Consider the following 2,583-nt stretch of genomic DNA (forward strand, 5'->3'; position numbering starts at 1 on the left):
CTCACTGCCCAATCCTCGCCGTCTTGGTGGCAGAGCAAAACTCAGCAGCAGTGTTGGTGCGAGCGATGATGTCCGTGTATGCCAGCTTCATGCCGAGAGCGATGTATGCCGCTGCTTCTGCCGGGATACCGGTTTCTTGGGAGCCGCGCTCAACCAATGCAGTGAGCAATCCCTTCGGAACCTCTGCACCGCATACCTCGATGCCGACCGCAGTGAGAGCAGCAGTCCGTAGGCTTCCTTCAGCCATTGCAGGGGAAGCTATGAGAAGTGATGAAAGTGCTAGTGCGTATTTCATGCTGCAAACTCCTCTAGGGACGTGATGCGATGTTCGATCGCGTGCTTACGGCCTACCTCGGCAAGTCTGTCTGCCTCTTCATTGCCTTCGATGCCGCTGTGGCCACGAACCCATGTGATCGCGCATGGAAAGGCGTCATGGGCCGCTGCGATCGCCTTCCAAAGACCGGCATTCTTCAGGCTTGCCTTGCCCTTTTCCCAGCCCTTGCGGGCCCATCCGTGACGCCACTCGTTGCAGCCCTTCACGACATATTGGCTGTCGCTGAAGATGCGGACCTCGGTGAATTTCATCCTATGGGCAATGCAGTGCTCAATAGCCGCGAGAACTGCCGTCATCTCCATGATGTTGTTCGTAGAGGAGACATCCCCTCCGAAGCGGATCTGCGTGTTGACGCCATTTTCGTAGACCACAAAGGCCCATCCGCCAGCGCCGGGGTTAGGCTCGCAGGCCCCATCCGTGTAGATACTGATCATGACGCGGCCTTCTCTCTGCGCTGCGCAGACTCGAACCCGACAAGCAGATCGTTTGCCGTGACCTTGCCGCTCGTGGCGAGGAAAATCTTCCGCATGACCGCAGGCGGCGGGAACCGGTCGCCGGCGAGATATCGACTGACAGTCGCCTGCGTCACGCCGATCAGATCAGCGAACGCTGCGTGCGATGTCTTGGGCTCGGTGTTGAGAAAATCATTTAGGGTCATACCAAGCACAATACCATTTTGGCATCGGCTTGCAAGAGTTATTTATGTCATTTTGGTTTTTGATGTTTATACCGCAACGGAATAATATCTCGTTTATGAACATGATCAAAGAGTTACGCGAGAAGATCGAACTCAGCCAGGCGGCTTTGGCCGAGCGGGTTGGCACGTCACAACCACAGATCAAGAGGCTTGAGAGCGGGGAAAGGAAGCTCACGAAAGAATGGGCCGAGAAAATCGCGCCTCATCTCAACATTACTCCGGAGGCTCTACTGTTCGGGAATGGGACGGAGACGGGTGTTAACGATGTTCCAAAATCGGATGCCACGCCCCCAACTTTTGATCCCCCAAATGCCATAGTACGAGATAAGGTTGAAGGTCTTGGACGGCGGATACCGGTTTACGGGCAAGCCGTAGGAGGCGTTGACGGGGAATTTCTGATGAACGGTACAGTGCTTTACGAAGTTATGGCGCCGCCCGTGATCTCGCATATCTCAGGTGCTTATGCGGTATCCGTGGCCGGTTCGTCGATGGAGCCAAGATACGAGGATGGCGAAATCTGTTTCGTCGATCCGAAACGGCGAGTGAAGCGGGGTGATTACGTGATTGCCCAGATTCACCAGGAAGAGCATGGGCCGCTTTTGGCCTACGTGAAGAGGTTTGTTAGGCAAAACAACATCGAATTGGTGCTTGAGCAGTTCAATCCACCGAAAGAGCTGCGTTTTGCGAGCAGTATGGTCGCCTCGGTGCACTTCATCGCCTTGGCTGGCGTCGCCTGATTTTTCAGGCTTTGGAAGACGAAGAATTCAAAAATCGTCTTCTCACCCTTCTACTAATTACCCTTATCCTAAGCCAAAACTAAAAGAAGATAACTCCGTCTATATCAGCACCCGTCTATATTGTGTTGTTCACCAGCAACACGTAATTGGTTGCTCCACAACAACATAAACTCATCAAATCGGCACCTGAATGCGGTACACGTTACCAGCGCGTTTCTGTCGATCGACGGCCATGTAGCCGATCCCCTCCAAGAACTTCACAGCTTTGTGGACTGCTGTCCGTTCGCAGCCGACGTGCTTGCAAATGTAGTCCATGCTGGTCGCACAGAACGGAGCATCAGGCGTTCCAAACGCGCCGATGAAAACAGCAGCGCAACGCTGAACATGCGTCATCGAAGTCATCTGATTGACGCGCCGAATCCACCGTCTTTGCATCGCTAGGAATGGGGCCATTGGCACCGGAGGGTACTTCTTCCGGATCAACCTGATTCTGTCTGTGGTCGCTTCATCTTTTTTGTTCATACCAGTCTTTTATACCACCTCGGTATTGACTGTCTATGCCATTCTGGTATTCTGCATATACCAACGAACGACGACTGACCGCCCGAAAGGGACAAAGCGAAACGTCGATCGGCATCGAACAGAGGTGAGGCAGATGGCTCTCGTAACACGCTGGAATGTCGAGAAATGCAGCCGAAACGGCACGACGTTTTACCTCGATAGAGGCTGCGAATGGACGACCGATCCTGAGATGGCTTGGGAATACGAAGAGTACCAAGACGCAGATCGCGACATGCGCAGCTTCGGCGGCGAAG

Annotated in this window: 5 protein-coding genes; 1 reads left to right on the forward strand and 4 read right to left on the reverse strand. The window is 53.7% G+C overall.

The annotated features are described in order from the left end of the window. Position 1: 1 nt before the first annotated feature. The 3 genes from IB244_RS31450 to IB244_RS31460 are packed head-to-tail and all read right to left on the reverse strand — an operon-like array spanning position 2 to position 992. Complete coding sequence (locus tag IB244_RS31450) at positions 2-295, reverse strand: hypothetical protein (RefSeq protein WP_192306959.1); 294 nt, start codon at positions 293-295, stop codon at positions 2-4. Next, on the reverse strand, positions 292-768 hold the full coding sequence (locus IB244_RS31455) for a ribonuclease H (RefSeq protein WP_192306961.1): 477 nt from the start codon (positions 766-768) through the stop codon (positions 292-294). Before IB244_RS31455 ends, IB244_RS31450 begins: the two co-directional genes overlap by 4 nt. Beyond that, a complete protein-coding gene (locus IB244_RS31460; protein ID WP_192306963.1) occupies positions 765-992 on the reverse strand; it encodes a helix-turn-helix domain-containing protein in 228 nt (75 codons plus the stop codon). Before IB244_RS31460 ends, IB244_RS31455 begins: the two co-directional genes overlap by 4 nt. 44 nt (positions 993-1,036) lie before the next feature. Between IB244_RS31460 and IB244_RS31465 the strand changes: the two genes are divergently transcribed. Continuing rightward, positions 1,037-1,768: a S24 family peptidase gene (locus IB244_RS31465; protein ID WP_210334368.1), complete on the forward strand. Its 732-nt coding sequence runs from the start codon at positions 1,037-1,039 to the stop codon at positions 1,766-1,768. 174 nt (positions 1,769-1,942) lie between these two features. Here IB244_RS31465 and IB244_RS31470 read toward each other — a convergent pair whose 3' ends face one another. Then, positions 1,943-2,290: a hypothetical protein gene (locus IB244_RS31470; RefSeq protein ID WP_192306965.1), complete on the reverse strand. Its 348-nt coding sequence runs from the start codon at positions 2,288-2,290 to the stop codon at positions 1,943-1,945. Positions 2,291-2,583 lie beyond the last annotated feature (293 nt).

The organism is Rhizobium sp. RHZ02, assembly GCF_014851575.1.
Taxonomy (GTDB): Bacteria; Pseudomonadota; Alphaproteobacteria; order Rhizobiales; family Rhizobiaceae; genus Rhizobium; species Rhizobium altiplani.